Origin of the sequence: Pseudomonas sp. C6002, from assembly GCF_013385805.1 — a bacterium.
Lineage (GTDB): Bacteria > Pseudomonadota > Gammaproteobacteria > Pseudomonadales > Pseudomonadaceae > Aquipseudomonas.
This window is the reverse complement of the sequence record NZ_JACAPH010000030.1, coordinates 618,452-638,600: the sequence shown is the minus strand read 5'-3', so window position 1 is coordinate 638,600 and position 20,149 is coordinate 618,452. Positions and strand designations below refer to the sequence as shown.

Below are 20,149 nucleotides of genomic sequence, written 5' to 3'. Positions count from 1 at the left end.
GAGCAAGCCCGCTCCCACAGTGGATCAGCGCACTACACCTTCTTCTATAAGCAATTTAAGAATGGCTTCAGCGCCCGCTTCCGGGCTCACGCCTTTGAGCACCTGCCCACCGCCGCCGCTGGCCTTGGCCGTTGCAGCCTTCATCCGGTCGGCACCGCTTTTGGCCTTGATCACCTTGAGGCGCTTGGGCCGAGGCTTGGCCGGCTGCAATACAGCGCCTGTGAATAACTCATCCTCCAACACCTCGACGTCATGGGCCGTCAGCTCACCGCGTTGCGCCGGGCCGTAGGCGCTTTGCCGTGGCTTGGGCGCCGCGTTATCCACCGTGGCCATAAACGGCAGGCGCACCTTCAGCCGCCGCCGTTGGCCGCGAGGCAAGGCCTGCAGCACATGGGCCACGCCGCCTTCGATGGATTCCACCTGGGCCAGGCCGACAATCAACGGCCAACCCAGTTGCTCGGCCAGCAGGAACGGCAACATGCCCGAGCCTTCGCCGGTTTCCGCCTGGCTGCCGGTGAGCACCACTTGGGCGCCCGCGTCCCGCAGATAGTCGCCGAGCACCGGCAAGGCGTCTGCCCCGGCCGGTTGTTCAAGCACGTGCAACTGCGGCAAGCCCATGCCCAGGTAAGCGCGCAGGGTGGGTTCGCCGATGTCGCCGGCGTGCAGCACTTGCAGGTTATCCCCAGCCAGTTGCAGGCCCAGTTCCACAGCGCGCGCATCTTGCTCGGCGCGGCGTGGGCGGCCTGAAGTCGGGTGGGCGCCGATGGACACCAGGCTGATTACATTCGTCGTCATGGCCATTTCCTTAAGCCGCATCGCGCTTGGCGCCGTTGCGGTAGGCCTCGACCGCAACGATCAAGGCTTGCAGAATCGCGGCGCTTTCGCCGATCACCGACAGGTCGGCACGCTTGATCATGTCGCAGCCCGGGTCGAGGTTGATCGCCACCACCTTGTCGCAGGCACCAATGCCTTGAAGGTGCTGGATCGCCCCGGAAATCCCCACCGCCACGTAAACCCGTGCAGTGACCCATGTGCCGCTGGCGCCCACCTGGCGATCGCGCGCCATGAAGCCGTCGTCCACCGCCACCCGCGAAGCACCTTCGGTGGCGCCCAACGCGGCAGCAGTCTGGTGGAACAGTGCCCAGTCCTTGACCCCGTTGCCGCCCGAGAAGATGAACTCGGCTTCGGCCATGGGAATTGCCCCCGGGTCCACGGCCACCGCGCCCAAATCCTCAATGCGCGGCAAGCTGCGGGCCAGGCTTGTGGATAACTCCACCGGCAACACTTCGTGACGGGTATCGCTGACAGGCTCGGCGCATTCCGCCGCCGCCAGGATTATGCGTGGCAGTGGCCGGGCCAGGTCTTGCTGGCCGGCACCCGCACGGCCAATACATTCCTGGCCCTTGATCTGCCAGACCCGCGTGGCCGGGCGCTCCTTGAGGCTGGCGGCAAAGCGCCGCCCCAATTCACCACCGCCGCTGCGGCTGTCCGGCAGCAACCAGTGGCGCGGGTTGAACTGGTTATCCACAGCCCGCAGCCCGTGAACCCGTTGCTCCGGTGAATAACCGTCGAATTCATGCCCGTCCAACACCAGCAGCCGATCCACACCGGCAGTGGCGAAGGCGTTTTCCTTGTGTTCGCCGAACACCACGGCCAATACCGCACCGTCGTCGCCGGCCAGTTGCCGGGCCAGGCCCAGCAAGTCGCGGTCGTGGCTGCTCAGGCGGCCGCCGACCATGTCCGGCACCACGTTGATGTAGAAAGCGGGCGCCGGTACCTGATGCAGCGGCAACTGCACTTCCACCGCTGCCGTACGCTTGGCCGCGCCGCCCTGCTGGGCGCCGCTGCGGTCAATACGCTTGATGCCGTTGGGGCCGATAAAACCGACACCGTGCACGTTCTTGCGGATGACCCCATTGGGCCCCATCCAGCTGTGTTGCACCGGCTGCATCGCCGCGTGCAGCGGGTGCAGGCGGTTACGGGCGATCCATTCGGCCCGTGGGTCGCGGCGGATAATGTCGCTCATCAATGCACCTCCGCAGGTTCGCGTTTCGGCGCCTTGGCCGGTGCCGCGTCTTCAAGCAACGCGTCAGCTACCAGTTCGGCAATGTCCTTGATCAAGGGACGCGGTTCGACCACGCCTTCCAGCATCGCCGTGCACTGTGGACAACCCACGGCCACCAGTTCGGCGCCGGTCTCGCGGATGTCTTCCATGCGCATGTCGGGAATCCGCTGCTTGCCGGGAATATCGGTGATCGGCGCCCCGCCACCGCCACCGCAGCAGCGCGAGCGGAAACCGGAGCGCTGCATTTCCTTGACCTCGATCCCCAGCGCCCGCAGCACTTGGCGCGGTGCCTCGTACTCGCCGTTGTAGCGGCCCAGGTAGCACGGGTCGTGATAGGTCACGCTGTTGCCTTTGTGCTGGCCCAGGTTCAGGGCGCCGGCGTCGATCAGTTCGGCCATGTAGGTGCTGTGGTGCTGCACCAGGTAGTTGCCATCGAAGGCGCCGTATTCGTTTTTCAGCACGTGGAAACTGTGGGGGTCGCAGGTGACGATGCGCTTGAAGCTGTACTTGGCCAGGGTCTGGATATTGCGTGCGGCCAGCAGCTGGAAAGTGGCTTCATCGCCCAGGCGCCGGGCCACGTCGCCGCTGTCGCGCTCTTCAAGGCCCAGTACGGCGAAGTCGACCTTGGCGGCTTTCAGCACTTTGACGAACGAGCGCAGGGTGCGCTGGTTGCGCATGTCGAAGGCACCGTCGCCGACCCAGAACAGCACGTCGACGGTTTTCCTGTCGCTGAGCAAGGGCAGGTTCAAATCCGCCGCCCAGTTCATCCGCCCGCCCGGTGCGAAGCCGCCCGGGTTGTCGGTGGCGATCAGGTTTTCCAGGACTTCGGCCCCCTTGTTCGGGGTCGCGCCCTTTTCCAGGGTGAGGTGGCGGCGCATGTCGACGATGGCGTCCACGTGCTCGATCATCATCGGGCACTCTTCCACGCAGGCGCGGCAAGTGGTGCAGGACCACAGGGTCTCGGCGTCCACCAGGCCATTGACGATTGGCTGGTGCGGGTTGCCGGCGTGTTCGCCGATGGCTTTGCCCGGATACGGGCTGCCGGCGAACTTGGCGTCGGTGCCACCGGCCAGGCCGACGACCATGTCCTGGATAAGTTTTTTCGGGTTCAGTGGCTGGCCGGCAGCGAACGCCGGGCACGCGGCTTCGCACTTGCCGCACTGCACGCAGGCGTCGAAGCCGAGCAGTTGGTTCCAGGTGAAATCCACCGGTTTTTCCACGCCCAGGGGCGCGCTTTTATCGGCGAGGTCCAGGGGTTTCAAACCGGTGGAACGGCCGCCGCCGAAGCGTTCGGCGCGGCGGTGCCAGGCCAGGTGCAAGGCACCGGCGAAGGCGTGTTTCATCGGCCCGCCCCAGGTCATGCCGAAGAACATTTCCGACACGCCCCACAACACGCCCAGGCTCAGCAGCGCGGCGAGCAGCCAGCCGCCGAAGTCCGCCGGCAGAATCCCGGCCACCGGCAAGGTCACCAGGAAGAAGCTCACCGAGAACGCCATCAGGCTTTTCGGCAGGCGCATCCACGGGCCTTTCGACAGGCGTGCAGGCGGGTTGCGACGGCGCAGGTAGACGAAGGTGGCGCCGACAAACATCAGCACCGAAGCCAACAGCAAGGCGTAGCCGAGGATGCGGTTATGCAGGCCGAAACCGTGCACCAGGATCGCCAGCAGCGCCGAGAGCACAAAGCCCAGGGCGGTGGCGACGTGGGTGTTGGCGATGTATTTGTCGCGGGCGACCACATGGTGCAGGTCGACCATGTAGCGCTTGGGCATGGCCAACAGGCCGCCGAGCAAGTCGACCTTGGAGGACCGCCCGCGGCGCCACATGTTCACCCGGCGCAGCGCGCCGAGGACGGCAAGGCCCAGGGCGGCGAAGAGCAGGATGGGAAGAAGGGTGTTCAACATGGTGAAGCTCCCGAAGACCACACAGGTCTACTGTGAAACTGGCCCGAAATGTGGGAGCGGGCTTGCTCGCGAAGGCAGCGTGTCAGTCGATGCATCCAGTGGCTGACACACCGCTTTCGCGAGCAAGCCCGCTCCCACATTTGACCGAGTACACCTCGTCAGAAATCCTTGCACAGGCGCAGGGCGTCATAGATGGCCGCGTGGGTATTACGCTGGGCCACGCAGTCACCAATGCGGAACAGCAAGTACCCCTCGCCCGGCTCGCTCAGGCACGGCTGCGGCTTGATCGCGAACAGGGCTTCGATGTCCATCTGGCCCTTGTTGCGCGAGCCTGCCTTGAGCCCGTAGTAGAGCTCTTCGTCCGGACGCACGCCGTTCTCGACCACCACCTGGTCCACCACCCGCTCTTCCCTGGCCCCGGTGTATTCGTTCTCCAGCACCGCCACCAGCTTGTCGCCTTCGCGGTAGACCTTTTCCAGCATCATGTCGCCGGTCATGATCACTTCCTTGGGGTACATGCTGCGGTAGTACGTCGGGAACGACGTACCGCCCACGGCCACGCCCGGCTTGATGTCGTCGGTGACGATCTCGACCTGGCTGCCCTTGTCCGCGAGGAAGTCGGCCACCGACATGCCGGTGAACTCGCAGATGGTGTCGTACACCAGCACGTTCTTGCCAGGTAGAACCTTGCCGTCGAGCACGTCCCAGCTGCTGACCACCAGGCCTTCAGCCGCGCCCCAGTGTTCGTTTTGCTCCAGGAACGGATGACCGCCCACCGCCAGCACCACCACGTCCGGGCGCAGGTCGAGGATGGTCGCCGCGTCCGCCGCCACGCCCAGGCGCAGGTCGACGTTCAGGCGCGCCAGTTCCAACTGGAACCAGCGGGTGATCCCGGCAATCTGGTCACGCTGCGGGGCTTTCGATGCAGTGGTGATTTGCCCGCCGATAAATTCTTTCTTCTCGAACAACGTCACGTCGTGGCCACGTTCGGCAGCCACCCGCGCCGCTTCCATCCCGGCCGGGCCGGCACCCACCACCACGACTTTGCGTTTTGGCCCGGTGGATTTCTCGATGATGTGCGGCACGCCCATGTATTCACGGGAAGTGGCGGCGTTCTGGATGCACAGCACATCCAGGCCCTGGTACTGGCGGTCGATGCAGTAGTTGGCGCCGACGCACTGTTTGATCTGGTCGATCTGGCCCATCTTGATCTTGGCGATCAGGTGCGGGTCGGCGATGTGGGCGCGGGTCATGCCGACCATGTCCACGTAGCCGCCTTCCAGGATGCGCGTGGCCTGGTTCGGGTCCTTGATGTTCTGCGCGTGCAGCACCGGGGCCTTGACCACTTCCTTGATGCCGGCCGCCAGGTGCAGGAACGGCTCCGGTGGATAACTCATGTTCGGGATAACGTTGGCCAGGGTGTTGTGGGTGTCGCACCCCGAGCCGACCACGCCGATGAAGTCGAGCATGCCGGTGTCGTCGTAGTACTTGGCGATCTGTTTCATGTCCTCGTGGGACAGGCCGTCCGGATGGAATTCGTCGCCGCACAAACGGATGCCGACGCAGAAATCCGGGCCGACTTCCTTGCGTACCGCCTTCAACACCTCAAGGCCGAAACGCATGCGGTTTTCGAAGCTGCCGCCCCATTCGTCAGTACGTTTGTTGACCCGAGGGCTCCAGAACTGGTCGATCATGTGCTGGTGCACCGCCGACAGTTCCACACCGTCCAGGCCACCGGCCTTGGCCCGTGCCGCAGCGGTAGCGTAGTTGCCGATCACCCGCCAGATTTCTTCAGGCTCGATGGTCTTGCAGGTGGCGCGGTGCACCGGCTCGCGGATGCCCGAAGGCGACAGCAGCGTGGGCCAATGCTCGCCGTCCCAGCGCGAGCGACGGCCCATGTGGGTAATCTGGATCATGATCTTGGCGCCATGCTTGTGCATGGCGTCGGCCAGGTTCTGGAAGTGCGGGATGATCCGGTCATCCGCCAGGTTCACCGACTTCCACCAGCCTTGCGGGCTGTCGATGGCGACACTGGAAGAACCGCCGCAGATCGCCAGGCCGATCCCGCCCTTGGCTTTCTCTTCGTAGTACTTCACATAGCGGTCGGTGGTCATGCCGCCGTCGGTGGCATACACCTCAGCGTGGGCGGTACTGAGCACGCGGTTGCGGATGGTCAGTTTGCCGATCTGGATCGGCGCAAACATTGCTTCGAAAGCCATGGCAGGGTCCTCGACTTACAACGGCTTGACGGTGAACAGGCCGTCGTCGTGGCCCTCTTCGGAGCCGCCGTATACCTGTTCCGCAACGGTGCGGATCTTGCTGCCGCGGGCTTCGAGAATCTGGTCCATCGCGCCGGCAAACCAGCCGGTGAACATGTAGTCGACCTTGCGCCCGACCTTGCCGTACACGTAGACGAATGCCGAGTGCTCGAGCTTGACGCTGGCGGTGCCTTTATCGAGGTCGATGTCCTGGATATTGAACAGGCCCCAGCCGCGCTGCGACAGGCGCTTCATGTAGTGCTCGAACACTGCGACGCCTTCCAGGCCGTGGCATTCAGCTTCTTTTTCACACCAGTGCCAGGCGGACTTGTAGCCGGCCTTGTAGAGGATTTCGGCGTAGGCCTCGCTGCCCAGGACTTCTTCGATCCCCATGTGGTTGTTGACGAAGAAATGGCGCGGCACGTACAGCATCGGCAGGGCGTCGGAGGTCCAGACACCGGTTTCGCTGTCGACTTCGATAGGCAATTGAGGGGCGATCTTGGCCATGGAAACTTAACTCCGGAAAATGCTTTGGTAAGCCCCCGACGCATAAGGTTGGGGGAAAAGAGGCGTGAGTGGTGGCTTATTCGCCCCAGACGTCCTTCAGGACGTTGACCCAGTTTTCGCCCATGATCTTGCGCACCACGCGCTCGGGATGGCCGCGCTTGAGCAGGGTCTCGGTGAGGTTCGGGAACTCGCCCACGGTGCGGATGCCCAGCGGGTTGATGATCTTGCCGAAGCTGGTCAGGCGGCGGGCGTAGCCCTTGTCGTGGGTCAGCATTTCGAAGAAATCCTGGCCATGGCCCTGGGTGAAGTCGGTGCCGATGCCGATGGCGTCTTCGCCCACGATGTTCATGGTGTATTCGATGGCTTCGGCGTAGTCGTCGATGGTCGAGTCGATGCCCTTGGCCAGGAACGGCGCGAACATGGTCACGCCGACAAAGCCACCGTGGTCGGCGATGAACTTCAGCTCTTCATCGGACTTGTTGCGCGGGTGCTCTTTGAGGCCTGAAGGCAGGCAGTGGGAGTAGCACACCGGCTTTTTCGATTCGAGGATGACTTCTTCGGAGGTCTTGGAGCCCACATGGGACAGGTCGCACATGATGCCGACGCGGTTCATCTCGGCGACGACCTCGCGACCGAAGCCCGACAGGCCGCCATCGCGCTCATAGCAGCCGGTGCCCACCAGGTTCTGGGTGTTGTAGCACATCTGCACCACGCCAACCCCGAGCTGCTTGAAGATCTCGACGTAGCCGAGCTGGTCTTCAAACGCGTGGGCGTTCTGGAAGCCGAAGATGATGCCGGTCTTGCCCTGTTCCTTGGCGCGACGGATATCGGCGGTGGTTTTCACCGGGATCACCAGGTCGCTGTTTTCGCGAATCAGGGTCTGGCTGGCCACGATGTTGTTAATGGTGGCCTGGAACCCTTCCCATACCGACACGGTGCAGTTGGCAGCGGTGAGGCCACCCTTGCGCATGTCTTCGAACAGGTCGCGGTTCCACTTGGCAATGATCAGCCCGTCGATAACGATGCTGTCGGCGTGCAATTCGGCTGGGCTCATCAGGCGTCCCCTTATTGGCGATTCATGCGCCGAATCGTCTGCCGGCGCTTTGGGGCCAGCATATGCCCCGGGGCAGAAGGAGCCGGGTGCAAAAACGACAAGGGAATTGCCGAAAGCGTCAATCCGCGACAAAGGCCAACATGACATCTCTGACGGGTGTCTGTTCTTTGTCTTACGCTTGAGCCAGAATTTGCTCATCAACTGATATGAGACGGCGCAATGAAATCGATTTTCCTGGCTTTGGCACTCATCGCAACCGGCGCACACGCCGCTGAAGACACCGATAACACGCCCTGCGATGGCATCGAGAACGACAAGCAAACCCTGGAATGCGCCACCTACAACAAAACCACCGCCGAACAACTGCTCAAGGATAACTACCAGGGCTTGCTGGAACGCATGGGTTCGACCTATGGCAGCAACAAGACGCAGCTGGCGGACATTACCGCTCGTCTGAAGGATGCCCAGCAGAAGTGGGAAAAGTTACGGGATGCGGATTGCGCCGTAGATACCTTTCCGGCAGTGGCGGGAAGCAAGGCATATGCGATCCAGCAGAATGATTGTCTGGCGCGGATGAGTGATGAACGGTCGGAGTTTTTGGAGTCGATTGGGCAGGAATAAGCGACAATCCCCTCCACTCTTTACTCAGAACCAAGGCTATTCATGACAATCTGCGGCATCGAAATCAAAGGCAGCGAAGCCATTATTGCTGTCGCCTCGCTCGACGGTCAGGCATTGGGCCACGTCGCTCTGGCCACCAAGAAAATCGCCCTTGAAGACGATGATGAGGCGGCCAACGTCAAGGCCTTCGCCGCTCAGGTCAGCGCGTTCGTGCGGGAAAACGGCATCAGCCGCATCGCCATCAAGAAGCGCAGCAAGAAAGGCGAATTCGCCGGTGGCCCGACTACGTTCAAGATTGAAGGTGTGTTTCAGTTGCTGGACGGCGTTGAAGTGACGCTGCTGTCGCCGCAGACCATCAATGCGCAGAACAAGAAACACGACTTTGCCCTGCCGGCGACGCTGAACAAGTATCAGCATGAGGCTTACAAGGCCGCGTGTTCAGCCCTGCTGAAGAAGTAAGCCACACCACAAATCTCCTGTGGGAGCGGGCTTGCTCGCGAATGCGGTGTGTCAGTCAATACATGTACCGACTGATCCACCGCTTTCGCGAGCAAGCCCGCTCCCACATTTGATCTGTATTGTTCTCAAGAGCGGTGTTCATACCGCTTCCCGGCGCCGATCTTCCCTTGGGCACTTGGCAAACCTTGCCCGGTAGCTGCGGGTGAAATACGACGGCGATTCAAACCCGCAGGCGATGCTCACCTCCAGCACGCTCAGGTCGCTCTGGCGCAATAGCTGCCGGGCCTTCTCCAGGCGCAAGCCCAGGTAGAAGTTGCTCGGTGTGTCGTTCAGGTGCAGCCGAAACAAGCGCTCCAACTGCCGCCGCGTGACCTTGATCGCCTCCGCCAGCGCCAGTGTGCTCAACGGCGGTTCCGTGTGCTGTTCCATCTCCCCAATCACCTGCACCAACTTCTTGTTGTTGATGCCGTAGCGCGTGGCGATCTGCATGCGTTGGTGGTCTTTGCGCGGGCGGATGCGGCCGAGCACGAATTGCTCGGACACCTGGATCGCCAACTCGGGCCCGTGGGCCTGGCTGATCAGGTCGAGCATCAGGTCGATGGACGCGGTGCCGCCCGCCGAGGTGATGCGCCGGCGGTCGATCTCGAACAGCTCCTGGGTTACCGTCAGCTGTGGATAAGATTCCTTGAAGGCGTCGATGGCTTCCCAGTGCAGGGTCAGGCGGTGGCCGTCGAGCAGGCCGGCTTCGGCGAGTACGCAGGCGCCAGTGTCGATGGCGCCGAGGGTCACGCCGTCGTGATCAAGGCGACGCAGCCAGTGTTCCAGTGCGGGCGTGGCGAACTTCAGCGGTTCGAAGCCGGCCACCACCAGTAAGGTCGAGCCTTTCTTCAGCGGCTCCAGCGCGGCGTCGGCGTTGACCGACATGCCATTGCTCGCCAGCACCGCGCCGCCGTCGGCGCTCAAGACGTGCCAGCGGTACAGCTCGCCGCGAAAACGATTGGCGACACGTAAAGGTTCGATCGCGGAGATAAAGCCGATGGCGGAGAAGCCCGGCATCAGCAGAAAGTAGAAATCCTGGGACATGGAGCGCTCTCGTAGGACGGACAGCGTGGTCACTGTGATACGCCAGTTCAATCGGTCATTCAAGGGGGCAGGTCGCTGCAGTGCAAGAGCTGGTCGCCGCCGTGCGTTTTGTCGGGGACCAAGCTGCGTAACTTGGCTGCACGGTGCACAAAGACGCCGGAACCCACAATAACAACCTGCCGAGGGAACCACCATGAACCGACTGATCAGCCGCTGCGTGCTCGCACTCAGCGCCAGCGCCATTTTGAGCACCAACGTCATGGCAGCCGATGCGGCTTCTTGCCAGAACGTGCGCATGGGCGTGGTGAACTGGACCGACGTAATCGCCACCAGTGCCATGACTCAAGTGTTGCTCGACGGCCTCGGCTACAAGACCAAACAGACCAGCGCGTCCCAGCAAATCATCTTTGCCGGGATTCGCGACCAGCGCCTGGACATGTTCCTGGGCTACTGGAACCCGCTGATGACCCAGACCATCACCCCGTTTGTCGAGGCCAAGCAGGTGAAGGTGCTCGACAAGCCGTCCCTGGAAGACGCCCGCGCTACGTTGGCGGTGCCGACTTACCTGGCCGACAAGGGCCTGAAGACCTTCGCCGACATCGCCAAGTTTGAAAAAGAACTGGGCGGCAAGATCTACGGTATTGAACCAGGCTCGGGCGCCAACACCCAGATCAAGGCGATGATCGCCAAGAATCAGTTTGGCCTGGGCAAGTTCCAACTGGTGGAATCCAGCGAGGCCGGCATGCTCGCCGCCGTCGACCGCGCCGTGCGCCGCAAGGAGGCCGTGGTGTTCTTCGGCTGGGCGCCGCACCCGATGAACGTCAACGTGGCGATGACTTACCTCACCGGCAGTGATGACGCGCTGGGCCCGAACGAAGGCATGGCCACCGTGTGGTCCGTCACCTCGCCGACCTACGCCGAGCAATGCCCCAACGTGCACAAGTTGCTCAGCAACCTGACCTTCACCGCCGCCGACGAGAGCCGAATGATGCAGCCGCTGCTGGATCACAAGGACGCTTTCGAGTCGGCCAGGCAATGGCTCAAGGATCACCCGCAAGACCAGCAGCGCTGGCTGGAAGGCGTGACCACCTTCGACGGCAAACCCGCCGCAGCCAACCTGCAATTGACCAGCAAATAAACTGTCTTGAATCACCGTTTCGCAGCCGCTCCCGGCTGCGAACGGTATGACTACGCCTGAAAATCACGCCTGTAAGGAACCTGCCTCATGAACCACGACGTCATCATCACCTGCGCACTCACCGGTGCTGGCGACACGACCGCCAGAAGCCCTCACGTGCCGGTCACTCCCAAACAAATCGCTGCCGCGGCGGTGGAAGCAGCCAAGGCCGGTGCCACCGTGGTGCATTGCCACGTACGTGACCCCGAGACCGGCAAGTTCAGCCGCGACGTGGCGCTGTACCGCGAAGTGATGGAGCGCATCCGCGAGGCGGACGTCGACATCATCGTCAACCTCACCGCCGGCATGGGTGGCGACCTGGAAATCGGTGGCGGCGAGAACCCCATGGAGTTCGGGCCCAACACCGACCTGGTGGGCCCGCTGACCCGCCTGGCCCACGTGGAAGAGCTGCTGCCGGAAATCTGCACCCTGGACTGCGGCACCCTGAACTTTGGCGACGGCGACACCATTTACGTCTCCACCCCGGCCCAGCTGCGGGCTGGCGCCAAACGTATTCAAGAGCTGGGCGTTAAAGCCGAGCTGGAGATTTTCGATACCGGTCACCTGTGGTTCGCCAAGCAGATGATCAAGGAAGGCTTGCTCGACAACCCGTTGTTCCAGCTGTGCCTGGGCATCCCGTGGGGCGCGCCGGCCGACACCACCACCATGAAAGCCATGGTTGACAACCTGCCGGCTGACGCGGTGTGGGCCGGCTTCGGGATTGGTCGCATGCAGATGCCGATGGCGGCGCAAGCAGTGCTGCTGGGCGGCAACGTACGGGTCGGCCTGGAAGACAACCTTTGGCTGGACAAGGGCGTGCTGGCGACCAACGGCCAGTTGGTGGAACGCGCCAGCGAGATCCTCAGCCGCCTGGGTGCGCGGGTCATGACCCCGGCCGAAGGCCGCGTGAAGATGGGCCTGACCAAGCGCGGCTAAAACACACTGCACGACGCCCTGCAGGAACCGAATCAAATGTGGGAGCGGGCTTGCTCGCGAATGCGGTGGATCAGCCACCGAATGCATCAACTGACAGACCGCTTTCGCGAGCAAGCCCGCTCCCACAGGAGATCACCGAACTCTTTAGGAATTTGCCATGAGCTTTATCACTGAAATCAAAACCTTCGCAGCGCTGGGCAGCGGCGTTATCGGCAGTGGCTGGGTATCCCGCGCCCTGGCTCACGGCCTGGATGTGGTGGCCTGGGACCCGGCGCCTGGCGCCGAAGCGGCCCTGCGCAAACGTGTCGCGAATGCCTGGGGCGCACTCGAGAAACAAGGCCTTGCACCCGGCGCCTCGCAAGACCGCCTGCGCTTTGTGGCCACGATTGAAGAGTGCGTGAAAGACGCCGACTTCATCCAGGAAAGCGCCCCGGAACGCCTGGAATTGAAGCTGGAGTTACACAGCAAAATCAGCGCGGCGGCCAAGCCGAATGCGTTGATTGGTTCGAGTACTTCGGGGTTGTTGCCGAGCGAGTTTTATGAAGGCTCCACGCACCCGGAACGTTGCGTGGTGGGGCATCCGTTCAACCCGGTTTACCTGTTGCCGCTGGTGGAAGTGGTAGGCGGCAAAAACACTGCGCCGGAAGCTATTCAGGCAGCAATCAAGGTGTACGAATCCCTCGGCATGCGCCCTTTGCATGTGCGTAAGGAAGTGCCTGGGTTTATCGCTGACCGACTGCTGGAAGCCTTGTGGCGTGAGGCCTTGCACCTGGTGAATGATGGCGTGGCAACCACCGGCGAAATTGACGACGCGATTCGCTTTGGCGCCGGTTTGCGCTGGTCGTTCATGGGCACGTTCCTGACCTATACGCTGGCGGGCGGTGATGCCGGGATGCGGCACTTCATGGCGCAGTTCGGCCCGGCCTTGCAGCTGCCGTGGACCTATCTGCCGGCGCCGGAATTGACCGACAAATTGATTGACGACGTGGTGGACGGCACCAGCGATCAGTTGGGCAAGCACAGCATTTCGGCGCTGGAGCGCTATCGTGATGATTGCCTGCTGGCGGTGCTGGAGGCGGTGAAGACCACCAAGGAAAAACACGGTATGACCTTCGCCGAATAAGCCCTGTAAAGATCGTTCCCACGCTCTGCGTGGGAATGCAGCCCAGGACGCTCTGCGTCCCAACGCGTGACGCAGAGCGTCACAGGAGGCGTTCCCACGCAGAGCGTGGGAACGATCACGTACCTACCGGGAACCGAACCATGGCCGCATTGACCACCTACACCACCAAAATCCTCCCCGAGTGGGTCGACTACAACGGCCACCTGCGCGATGCGTTCTACCTGCTGATTTTCAGCTACGCCACCGATGCGCTGATGGACACCCTGGGCCTGGACAGCGAAAACCGCGAAGCCAGCGGCCACTCGCTGTTCACCCTGGAGTTGCACCTCAACTACCTGCACGAAGTGAAACTGGGCGCCGCCGTCGAGGTGCACACCCAACTCATCGCCCACGACCGCAAGCGCCTGCACCTCTATCACAGCCTGCACCTGGTGGGCGACGAAAAGGAGCTGGCGGGCAACGAACAGATGCTGCTCCACGTCGACCTCGCCGGGCCGCACTCGGCGCCATTCAGTGAAGCGGTGCTGGGCAAGCTTGCCAGCATCAGCGCCGAACAAACCGACCTGCCGAAGCCCGCCCTGCTCGGCCGCGTGATTGGACTGCCACCCCAAAAATAAGGAATCGCCATGCAAACCGCCGCCGCTGTTGCCGACTTCCGTACTTACCCACTGATCAGTGACCTGGCCGATGTGCAGGTGCACGGCGATCACCTCAGTGTGCGATGGGCCGATGGGCGGGTCAGCCCGTTTCATCACCAGTGGCTGCGGGACAACTGCCCGTGCCCTGTTTGCGTCTACAGCGTGACCCGTGAACAGGTGCTGGAAATCGTCGATGTGGACGAACACCTCACGGCCCTCAGTGCACGTATCGACCAGGGTCTGCTGACAGTGGAATGGAGCGGCGGGCATCGCAGCCAATACGATCCCGGATGGTTGCGGGCGCACGCCTACGACGATGAGTCCCGCGCCGAACGCCGGGCTGCCAAACCGAAATCCCTGCTGTGGGACCGTACGTTCGAGCTGCCCGTATTCGACTACGCAGCGCTGATGGAAGACCCGAAAGCCCTGCTGCAATGGCTGCTGGCTTTGCGTGACAGCGGCCTTACGCAAGTGCGTGGCGTGCCCACCGAACCTGGCTCGCTGGCGCTGATCGCCAAGCGCATTTCGTTCATCCGCGAGAGCAACTTCGGCGTGCTGTTCAACGTGCAGTCCAAGGCCGATGCCGACAGCAACGCCTACACGGCATTCAACCTGCCGCTGCACAGTGATTTGCCGACGCGGGAGCTGCAACCCGGGCTGCAGTTCTTGCATTGCCTGGTGAACGACGCCGACGGGGGCGAGAGTATTTTTGTCGATGGTTTTGCGATTGCGCGGGCGCTGCGGGACGAAGATCCGGAAGCCTTTCGCGCGTTGTGCGAGATCCCGGTGGAGTTTCGCAACAAGGACCGTCACAGCGACTATCGCCGGCTGGCGCCGATCATCGCTCTGGATGCCTTGGGTGAAGTCGCCGAGATTCGCATGGCCAACTTTCTGCGCGGGCCGTTTGAGGCGCCTGCAGAGCAGATGCCGTTGCTCTATCGCGCCTATCGCCGGTTTATTGCGATGACCCGGGAGGAGCGTTTTCGACTGGTCAAACGTCTGAATCCGGGCGAGCTGTGGTGCTTTGATAATCGCCGGACCCTGCATGCGCGCAATGCGTTTGATCCGGCGTCCGGCGCGCGGCATTTCCAGGGCTGCTATATCGACCGCGATGAGTTGTTGTCGCGGATATTGGTGTTGCAGCGGTAGACCGAGACGCGCCCTTCGCGAGCAAGCCCGCTCCCACAGTTGACCGAGTTCTCCTGAAAAAACGCGGTCAACTGTGGGAGCGGGCTTGCTCGCGAAGGGGCCAGCAGCTTCACCTCAAATTTCAGCTCAAAAAAAGCCCCGATTCAGCCGTGACAGGATCGGGGCAGAGTGCTTTGTGTGAGCTGCGCATCCCGAGGGTGACCAAACCTTCAAGCTGCTTGCTTGGTGTCAGTGTGCACACTCCCCTGCCTTGCGAGTTAGCCGAAAACGACCTGTTCATAGGTGTGCCGGACATTCATGCATTCAGGCCTTGCCGACTCGGTGATGGCCTACCAGAATCGACTTCAATCCCCCGCTCCCCTAACAAGGATTAACGTCATGATGCACGCGGATTTGATTGACCAGGATGACCTGCTGGGCCAGCTGCGGTCGTTGGGTTTCGAGGTGTCCAGCGGCGCAACGGCCGAGCAGGCTTGCGAGTGTGCGGTGCGCGGATTGAGCGCGGCGCGGGCCAAGGCGCTCAAGGGTATGGTTGAGCAGATGTACACCGGCAGCGCGACGATCTTGCCGGCGGTGAGGCAGGCGATCGACAAGCAGTTGTTGCCGGCGCTGGTGCAATTTCGGCAGAACTCTGGCGCCTGATATACCGCATTCGCGAGCAAGCCCGCTCCCACATTCGACCGCGTTCCTACTGAAAAAACGCGGTCAAGTGTGGGAGCGGGCTTGCTCGCGAATGCAGGCGACTCGGTCTAAAGCCTTACACTCGCGAAAGTCGACTCATTCCTGGCCTGGCTCAACGCCGACAACGGCCCGGACAACGGTGACAACACCAGCGCCTGCGGAATCGGCATCATCGCCACCTGCTGCGTGGTGTTGGAACCCACACGCTCATCCCGCGGCGGAATGCCGAAGTATTCGCGGTAGCACTTGGAGAAGTGCGGCGTGGAGACAAACCCGCACACCGACGCCACTTCGATGATCGACATCGGCGTTTGCTTGAGCAACTGCCGCGCACGGATCAGGCGCAACTTGAGGTAGTAGCGCGACGGCGAACAGTGCAGGTATTTCTGGAACAAGCGCTCCAGCTGACGCCGGGAAACCGCGACGTACACCGCCAGTTCATCGAGGTCGATCGGCTCTTCCAGGTTGGCCTCCATCAGCGCGACGATTTCCTGCAACTTCGGCTGGTTGGTGCCAAGCATGTGCTTGAGCGGCACGCGCTGGTGATCCTGTTCGTTGCGGATGCGCTCGTACACAAACATCTCGGAGATTGCCGCCGACAATTCACGGCCGTGGTCGCGGCTGATCAGGTGCAGCATCATGTCCAGCGGCGCGGTGCCGCCGGAGCTGGTGAAGCGGTTGCGGTCGAGGGTGAACAGGCGTGTGCTCATGGCCACGCGGGGAAAGGCTTCCTGCATCGACGCCAGGCATTCCCAGTGCACGCTGCAATCAAACCCGTCCAGCAGGCCGGCGCAGGCCAGGGCCCAGCTGCCGGTGCACACCGCGCCAAGGCGACGGGATTGGCGCGCCTGGCTTTGCAGCCACGACACATGTTCACGGGTCACGGTGCGCTGGATACCCACGCCGCCACAGACGATCACGGTGTCCAGGGCCGGGGCTTTGTGCATGGAAGCATCGGGGGTGATTTGCAGACCGTCGCTGGCCCACACCTGGTTTCCGTCCACACTCAACGTCGTCCAGCGATACAGCTCGCGGCCGGAGAGTTGGTTGGCCATGCGCAGGGGTTCGACTGCGGAGGCCAGGGAAATCAGCGTGAAATTGTCCAGCAGCAAAAAGCCGATGGATTGAGGCGCACGGTTCTGGGGTTGAGCCCCGGAGTTGAACGACGTCATCGCGGTATCTCCTCACACAAAGCGGGTGATGGCCTCAGGCGAGGCTCTTGTTATTGCGCTCATCGCCTTAAGGAAACGCCTATGGCGAGAGGCTTTGGATTGATAGAGCAAATGCCATGCCTAAAGTTGAATGCGTATTCAATAACTCCTGAAAACGACCTCATGACGTGTCTATATAAGCCCGCGCATGGAGTGGGGGATATGACCCAGAAAAGACGTGAGAGAACGCAGGCTCAAGGTGTGTGAGCAGATCGGTAGCACTTGTGGGAAGGGAGAGAAACGACGTGGGAAAAGTCTGTCACCACAGGCACGGGTGACCGATGGTCATGAGGGGAAATCGTTCGGGAGCTACTTATCTAATTGCGACGCGCTAAAAGGTGGCGCTTTTGGTTCTGGTGTTCACTTTATGAGCAGTGTTGCCCGGTCTACCGCATTCGCGAGCAAGCCCGCTCCCACACTTGACCGCGTTTTTTCAGTAGGAACTCGGTCGAATGTGGGAGCGGGCTTGCTCGCGAATGCAGGCGACGCGGTCTTTCCGGATCAACACTCCACCGCACTCACCGCCAACCCACCCCGCGATGTTTCCTTGTACTTGTCATGCATATCCGCCCCGGTATCGCGCATGGTGCGGATCACCCGGTCCAGCGAGATGAAGTGCTGGCCATCCCCCCGCAGCGCCATCTGCGCCGCGTTGATCGCCTTCACCGCGGCAATCGCATTACGCTCGATGCACGGCACCTGCACCAGCCCGCCTACCGGGTCGCAGGTCAGGCCGAGGTTGTGTTCCAGGCCAATCTCCGCCGCGTTGCACAATTGCTCCGGCGTAGCCCCGAGGATCTCCGCCAAACCCGCCGCCGCCATGGCGCACGCCGAGCCGACTTCACCCTGGCAGCCGACTTCGGCACCCGAGATCGACGCGTTCTTCTTACACAGGATGCCCACCGCCGCCGCGCCGAGGAAATAGTCGACCACGTTGGCTTCGGTCACTTCTTCGCTGAACTTCATGAAGTAGTGCAGCACCGCCGGGATGATCCCCGCCGCGCCGTTGGTCGGTGCCGTGACCATGCGCCCGCCGGCGGCGTTTTCTTCATTCACCGCCAGGGCGAACAGGTTGACCCATTCCATCGCGCTCAAGGTCGAGCCGATCACATTCGGCTTGCCCAGCTCCTGCAAGCTGCGGTGCAACTTGGCTGCACGGCGCCTTACATTGAGGCCGCCGGGAAGGATGCCTTCGTGCTTTAGGCCTTGCTCCACGCAATCCTGCATGGCGCGCCAAAGCTTCATCAGGCCGCTGCGGATTTCTTCTTCCGAGCGCCAGGTTTTTTCGTTCGCCAACATCAGCTCAGCGACGCGCAGGTTGTGGGTCTTGCACAGCTGCAGCAGTTCCACCGCACTGGAAAAATCATAGGGCAGCTCGGTGCGGTCCATGTCCGCCACGCCGCTGTTGGCCTGGGCTTCATCCACCACGAATCCGCCGCCCACCGAGTAGTAGGTGTCGCGGTGCAGCTCGCCGTTATCACCGAACACCACCAGGGTCATGGCATTGGGGTGGAACGGCAGGTTTTCGTCGATCAGGCGCATGTCCCGCGCCCATAAGAAAGGCACCGGCAAACGTGCGTCCAGCAGCAGGGTGTTGGTCTCGCGCAGGGTTTCGATGCGGATGCCGATCTGTGACGGATCGATCGCGTCCGGCCACTCGCCCATCAGGCCCATGATCACCGCGTTGTCGCTGCCGTGACCGATGCCCGTGGCCGATAAGGAGCCATACAGCTGAACTTCGACGCGCCTGACTTGTTCCAACACATCACGTTCACGTAATCCTTGAACGAACAACGCCGCGGCGCGCATGGGGCCGACGGTGTGAGAACTCGAAGGCCCAATGCCGATCTTGAACAGGTCGAAAACGCTGATAGCCATTGCCGTGAAACTCCTCGATGAGCACAGGCCAGGCGCACATAACGCCTGGTGACGGAGCTGCTACGCTCATGTCGCAATCCGCCCAGATGCGGCCATCATCAAGCTTTTGTTGGCGCTCACGGCGTCTCACACCGACGTACCCATGCTCATCAGCGCCGCTGTTGTGGAAGGCGACGTTTTGGCCGTTTTTTGCGGTGCAGATCGGTAAAAAGTGCAGTTTTGCCGTGGAAAAAATCTGTAAGCGACGTCACCGACACTGGATACGACCATCCCTGTACTGGATACGACGCCCCCTGTAGGCGTCAGATTTTCACTGGTACATGATCAGTCTCGACTCGTTTGCACAGTTGCGTGGCAGAGCTGTGCCGCACGCCCAACCGCAACACCTATAAGCGCGGTGTTATTGCCGCCAGAAAAACACCAGGAGTCCACCCCCATGAAAGGTTCCCCGTCGTTGTTGTTGGCCGCCATGCTGAGTCTGCCAGTCGTGGCTCACGCTGCAGAACCGGCGCAATGCCAGACCGTCAACTTCTCCGATGTCGGCTGGACCGACATCACCGTCACCACGGCCACCACCAGCGAAGTCCTCAAGGGCCTCGGCTACAAACCCCGCACCACGATGATTTCAGTACCAGTGACCTACAAGTCCCTGGCCGACGGCAAGAACATGGACATCTTCCTCGGCAACTGGATGCCGACCATGGAAAACGACATCAAGCAGTACCGTGATGCCGGCACCGTGGAAACCGTGCGCGCCAACCTGGAAAACGCCAAGTACACCCTGGCCGTACCGGAAGCGCTGTACAACAAGGGCCTGAAAGACTTCGCCGACATCGTCAAATTCAAGGATGAGCTGGGCGGCAAGATCTACGGGATCGAGCCGGGCAACGACGGCAACCGGACCATCCAGACCCTCATCGACAAGGACGCTTTCGGCCTGAAAACCGCCGGTTTCAAAGTGGTCGAATCCAGCGAAGCCGGGATGCTTTCGCAGGTGGAACGCGCCACCAAGCGCGACCAGGCCATCGTGTTCCTCGGCTGGGAACCGCACCCGATGAACACCCGCTTCAAGATGAAGTACCTGACCGGGGGTGATGATTCATTCGGCCCCAACTACGGCCAGGCCACCATCTACACCAACGTCCGCAAGGGCTACACCCAGGAATGCAGCAACGTGGGCCAGTTGCTGAAAAACCTGTCGTTCACCCTGAACATGGAAAGCACCCTGATGGGTAACGTCCTGGACGACAAAATGAAGCCTGACGCCGCCGCCAAGGCGTGGCTGAAGAAGAACCCGCAAGTGCTCGACACCTGGCTCGCCGGTGTCACCACGGTCGATGGCAAACCAGGACTGGAGGCCGTCAAAGCTTACCTCGCCAAGTAAACCGCTGACCCCGGGCCGGTACGC

18 protein-coding genes are annotated in these 20,149 nt (G+C 61.9%); 9 read left to right on the top strand and 9 right to left on the bottom strand.

The features are described from left to right. Positions 1 to 24 precede the first annotated feature (24 nt). From HX817_RS22680 to HX817_RS22655, 6 genes are all read right to left on the bottom strand, one after another. Entirely contained in the window at positions 25 to 795 is a 771-nt protein-coding gene (locus tag HX817_RS22680) for an electron transfer flavoprotein subunit beta (protein ID WP_102370063.1), read from the bottom strand. 10 nt (positions 796 to 805) lie between these two features. After that, complete coding sequence (locus HX817_RS22675) at positions 806 to 2,026, bottom strand: electron transfer flavoprotein subunit alpha/FixB family protein (protein WP_177041245.1); 1,221 nt, start codon at positions 2,024 to 2,026, stop codon at positions 806 to 808. After that, positions 2,026 to 3,966: a dimethylglycine demethylation protein DgcB gene (gene dgcB, locus HX817_RS22670; protein ID WP_177020215.1), complete on the bottom strand. Its 1,941-nt coding sequence runs from the start codon at positions 3,964 to 3,966 to the stop codon at positions 2,026 to 2,028. Before dgcB ends, HX817_RS22675 begins: the two co-directional genes overlap by 1 nt. 158 nt (positions 3,967 to 4,124) lie before the next feature. Continuing rightward, positions 4,125 to 6,185 (bottom strand): dimethylglycine demethylation protein DgcA, encoded by a 2,061-nt coding sequence (gene dgcA, locus HX817_RS22665; RefSeq protein ID WP_087694764.1) that lies wholly within the window; start codon positions 6,183 to 6,185, stop codon positions 4,125 to 4,127. A gap of 15 nt (positions 6,186 to 6,200) precedes the next feature. Next, entirely contained in the window at positions 6,201 to 6,731 is a 531-nt protein-coding gene (locus tag HX817_RS22660) for a DUF5943 domain-containing protein (RefSeq protein WP_177041243.1), read from the bottom strand. A gap of 76 nt (positions 6,732 to 6,807) precedes the next feature. Further along, the gene (locus tag HX817_RS22655; RefSeq protein ID WP_003216932.1) at positions 6,808 to 7,785 is read right to left on the bottom strand and encodes a dipeptidase; all 978 of its coding nucleotides are present in this window, start codon (positions 7,783 to 7,785) and stop codon (positions 6,808 to 6,810) included. 219 nt (positions 7,786 to 8,004) lie between these two features. On the opposite strand from HX817_RS22655, the gene HX817_RS22650 reads away from it, so the two are divergent. Beyond that, a complete protein-coding gene (locus tag HX817_RS22650; protein WP_087694766.1) occupies positions 8,005 to 8,406 on the top strand; it encodes a lysozyme inhibitor LprI family protein in 402 nt (133 codons plus the stop codon). Between the two features lie 42 nt (positions 8,407 to 8,448). Then, positions 8,449 to 8,865, top strand: a complete 417-nt coding sequence (locus HX817_RS22645) for a DUF3010 family protein (protein WP_102370066.1) — start codon at positions 8,449 to 8,451, stop codon at positions 8,863 to 8,865. A 138-nt stretch (positions 8,866 to 9,003) separates the two neighbouring features. Here the strand turns inward: HX817_RS22645 and HX817_RS22640 are convergent, their stop codons facing one another. Beyond that, the gene (locus HX817_RS22640; RefSeq protein ID WP_003216927.1) at positions 9,004 to 9,948 is read right to left on the bottom strand and encodes a GlxA family transcriptional regulator; all 945 of its coding nucleotides are present in this window, start codon (positions 9,946 to 9,948) and stop codon (positions 9,004 to 9,006) included. A 193-nt stretch (positions 9,949 to 10,141) separates the two neighbouring features. Between HX817_RS22640 and HX817_RS22635 the strand changes: the two genes are divergently transcribed. The 6 genes from HX817_RS22635 (at position 10,142) to HX817_RS22610 (ending at position 15,613) form a co-directional block, all read left to right on the top strand. After that, positions 10,142 to 11,086 carry a choline ABC transporter substrate-binding protein gene (locus HX817_RS22635; protein WP_017476439.1) on the top strand — a complete coding sequence of 315 codons (945 nt, stop codon included), beginning with the start codon at positions 10,142 to 10,144 and terminating at the stop codon, positions 11,084 to 11,086. 87 nt (positions 11,087 to 11,173) lie between these two features. After that, positions 11,174 to 12,061, top strand: coding sequence for a 3-keto-5-aminohexanoate cleavage protein (locus HX817_RS22630; protein WP_003216924.1), 888 nt, complete (start codon positions 11,174 to 11,176; stop codon positions 12,059 to 12,061). Between the two features lie 157 nt (positions 12,062 to 12,218). Continuing rightward, complete coding sequence (locus tag HX817_RS22625; RefSeq protein WP_017476440.1) at positions 12,219 to 13,184, top strand: L-carnitine dehydrogenase; 966 nt, start codon at positions 12,219 to 12,221, stop codon at positions 13,182 to 13,184. Positions 13,185 to 13,324: 140 nt separating this feature from the next. Further along, complete coding sequence (locus HX817_RS22620; protein WP_177035272.1) at positions 13,325 to 13,801, top strand: thioesterase family protein; 477 nt, start codon at positions 13,325 to 13,327, stop codon at positions 13,799 to 13,801. Between the two features lie 9 nt (positions 13,802 to 13,810). After that, positions 13,811 to 14,971 (top strand): gamma-butyrobetaine dioxygenase, encoded by a 1,161-nt coding sequence (locus HX817_RS22615; protein WP_008430627.1) that lies wholly within the window; start codon positions 13,811 to 13,813, stop codon positions 14,969 to 14,971. A 378-nt stretch (positions 14,972 to 15,349) separates the two neighbouring features. Further along, entirely contained in the window at positions 15,350 to 15,613 is a 264-nt protein-coding gene (locus HX817_RS22610) for a hypothetical protein (RefSeq protein ID WP_003216918.1), read from the top strand. A gap of 107 nt (positions 15,614 to 15,720) precedes the next feature. On the opposite strand, the gene HX817_RS22605 is transcribed toward HX817_RS22610, so the two are convergent. Both HX817_RS22605 and HX817_RS22600 read right to left on the bottom strand, forming a co-directional pair. Continuing rightward, positions 15,721 to 16,824 (bottom strand): GlxA family transcriptional regulator, encoded by a 1,104-nt coding sequence (locus HX817_RS22605; RefSeq protein ID WP_003216915.1) that lies wholly within the window; start codon positions 16,822 to 16,824, stop codon positions 15,721 to 15,723. A 540-nt stretch (positions 16,825 to 17,364) separates the two neighbouring features. Continuing rightward, positions 17,365 to 18,741: an L-serine ammonia-lyase gene (locus tag HX817_RS22600; protein WP_008434038.1), complete on the bottom strand. Its 1,377-nt coding sequence runs from the start codon at positions 18,739 to 18,741 to the stop codon at positions 17,365 to 17,367. 436 nt (positions 18,742 to 19,177) lie between these two features. Here HX817_RS22600 and HX817_RS22595 point away from each other — a divergent pair, with 436 nt between their 5' ends. Next, positions 19,178 to 20,125 carry a choline ABC transporter substrate-binding protein gene (locus HX817_RS22595; protein ID WP_003216912.1) on the top strand — a complete coding sequence of 316 codons (948 nt, stop codon included), beginning with the start codon at positions 19,178 to 19,180 and terminating at the stop codon, positions 20,123 to 20,125. Positions 20,126 to 20,149: the final 24 nt, after the last annotated feature.

Bases quoted from the DNA above. Each gene is read 5' to 3' on its own strand.
- HX817_RS22680 (WP_102370063.1), bottom strand. From the start codon at position 795: ATGACGACGAATGTAATCAGCCTGGTGTCCATCGGCGCCCACCCGACT.
- HX817_RS22675 (WP_177041245.1), bottom strand. From the start codon at position 2,026: ATGAGCGACATTATCCGCCGCGACCCACGGGCCGAATGGATCGCCCGT.
- dgcB (WP_177020215.1), bottom strand. From the start codon at position 3,966: ATGTTGAACACCCTTCTTCCCATCCTGCTCTTCGCCGCCCTGGGCCTT.
- dgcA (WP_087694764.1), bottom strand. From the start codon at position 6,185: ATGGCTTTCGAAGCAATGTTTGCGCCGATCCAGATCGGCAAACTGACC.
- HX817_RS22660 (WP_177041243.1), bottom strand. From the start codon at position 6,731: ATGGCCAAGATCGCCCCTCAATTGCCTATCGAAGTCGACAGCGAAACC.
- HX817_RS22655 (WP_003216932.1), bottom strand. From the start codon at position 7,785: ATGAGCCCAGCCGAATTGCACGCCGACAGCATCGTTATCGACGGGCTG.
- HX817_RS22650 (WP_087694766.1), top strand. From the start codon at position 8,005: ATGAAATCGATTTTCCTGGCTTTGGCACTCATCGCAACCGGCGCACAC.
- HX817_RS22645 (WP_102370066.1), top strand. From the start codon at position 8,449: ATGACAATCTGCGGCATCGAAATCAAAGGCAGCGAAGCCATTATTGCT.
- HX817_RS22640 (WP_003216927.1), bottom strand. From the start codon at position 9,948: ATGTCCCAGGATTTCTACTTTCTGCTGATGCCGGGCTTCTCCGCCATC.
- HX817_RS22635 (WP_017476439.1), top strand. From the start codon at position 10,142: ATGAACCGACTGATCAGCCGCTGCGTGCTCGCACTCAGCGCCAGCGCC.
- HX817_RS22630 (WP_003216924.1), top strand. From the start codon at position 11,174: ATGAACCACGACGTCATCATCACCTGCGCACTCACCGGTGCTGGCGAC.
- HX817_RS22625 (WP_017476440.1), top strand. From the start codon at position 12,219: ATGAGCTTTATCACTGAAATCAAAACCTTCGCAGCGCTGGGCAGCGGC.
- HX817_RS22620 (WP_177035272.1), top strand. From the start codon at position 13,325: ATGGCCGCATTGACCACCTACACCACCAAAATCCTCCCCGAGTGGGTC.
- HX817_RS22615 (WP_008430627.1), top strand. From the start codon at position 13,811: ATGCAAACCGCCGCCGCTGTTGCCGACTTCCGTACTTACCCACTGATC.
- HX817_RS22610 (WP_003216918.1), top strand. From the start codon at position 15,350: ATGATGCACGCGGATTTGATTGACCAGGATGACCTGCTGGGCCAGCTG.
- HX817_RS22605 (WP_003216915.1), bottom strand. From the start codon at position 16,824: ATGACGTCGTTCAACTCCGGGGCTCAACCCCAGAACCGTGCGCCTCAA.
- HX817_RS22600 (WP_008434038.1), bottom strand. From the start codon at position 18,741: ATGGCTATCAGCGTTTTCGACCTGTTCAAGATCGGCATTGGGCCTTCG.
- HX817_RS22595 (WP_003216912.1), top strand. From the start codon at position 19,178: ATGAAAGGTTCCCCGTCGTTGTTGTTGGCCGCCATGCTGAGTCTGCCA.